The sequence below is a fragment of the Microcoleus sp. Pol1C5 genome, from assembly GCF_036701115.1.
GTDB lineage: Bacteria > Cyanobacteriota > Cyanobacteriia > Cyanobacteriales > Microcoleaceae > Microcoleus.
Genome location: NZ_JAUBQE010000153.1, coordinates 1 through 1,195, shown reverse-complemented (window position 1 = coordinate 1,195; position 1,195 = coordinate 1). Strand labels below are relative to the sequence as shown.

The following is a 1,195-nucleotide window of genomic DNA, read 5'->3' as shown; positions in this document are numbered from 1 at the left end:
GGGAGCATCCCAGTTTTGCAATGAGTATAAATACTGAAAGAATTGCCTTACCAAGTTGATGGCATAATAGAAAGCAGATAACTTACCATAACCCAAGTGTATATGCTCTCAGAAGAACAGCAGAAGATCAAAATAAATCTCCAAGCAATAGCAGAGGAATTGTATAAGAATACCTCGCCAGACAATCTCAAAAGCTTTGAATCTATCGAACTGATTGTCAGAGAATATTTAGTGGAGATAGTAGCACCAGAAATTAGCAGTTTTTTTTTAACTCAGCAGGGGGAAAGAGTGAGGGGAGAAAAAGAACCATAAAAAGTTGTGTAGGAGAAATCAAGCTTTCGAGGAAGCAAGCCCAAAAGCTGGGAGTAAAGAAGGGAAGTCGTTTGAGTCCTCACTTGGAAAAATGTTGTTTATTATTAGTGGCAAATGAATCGTTTGCCAATGCTGAGAAAGATTTAAAAATGTTGACAGGAATTTATGTACCCCACAGTACACAACATCGCCTATTAGAGCGTTATGAATTCTCTTCACCGTCCGCTAGCGAGCAAGTAGAAGCCTTGAGTATAGACGGAGGAAACGTCAGACTGAGAACTCCATTAGGAGAGCAAAGTGTCTGGAGGAATTATAAGGCGGTTAAAGTACATAGTCAAGTAGGAGCAGCCTTCTTCCAAAATAATCCAGAGTTAGTAGCATGGGTAAATAGCCAACTGCCAAATCAAGCCATAACCTGCTTGGGAGATGGTCATGATGGGGTGTGGAATTTGTTTAATCAAATAGGGACTACTGAGCAAAGAAGAGAGGTATTAGATTGGTATCATTTGAGAGAAAATCTACATAAAGTAGGGGGGTCACTCAAACGAATCAGAAGAGTCGAGAGCCAACTGTGGCAAGGGTCAACAGTAGAAGCTATAGCCGAATTTGTAGGAGTTAGAGGAAAAGAAAGTGAAAATTTCCAGAATTATCTCCGAAAACATCAGTCAAGAATCCCAAATTACCAGAATTATCAAAATCAGGGTATTGATATTGGTTCGGGAGCTGTAGAGTCTTTAATTAAACAGATGGGAGCAAGAATTAAGATTGTAGGTGCACAGTGGAAAGAAAAAAACGTGCCTCAAATTTTAAGACTAAGATGTGCGTATTTAAATAATGAGATTAAAATGAGTAGTTATGCTTAGTTAAAAAGCGGGATGCTCCC

Annotated in this window: 1 protein-coding gene; it reads left to right on the top strand. The window is 39.2% G+C overall.

What is annotated here, in order from left to right; all coding sequences use genetic code 11:
- The first annotated feature begins 102 nt into the window (after nucleotides 1-102).
- Nucleotides 103-1,175 (top strand): ISKra4 family transposase gene (locus QUA23_RS30905; protein ID WP_333079684.1). Its coding sequence is split into 2 segments (ribosomal slippage): nucleotides 103-256 and nucleotides 256-1,175, totalling 1,074 coding nucleotides; the frame shifts between segments, so codons are not numbered across the junction.
- Nucleotides 1,176-1,195: the final 20 nt, after the last annotated feature.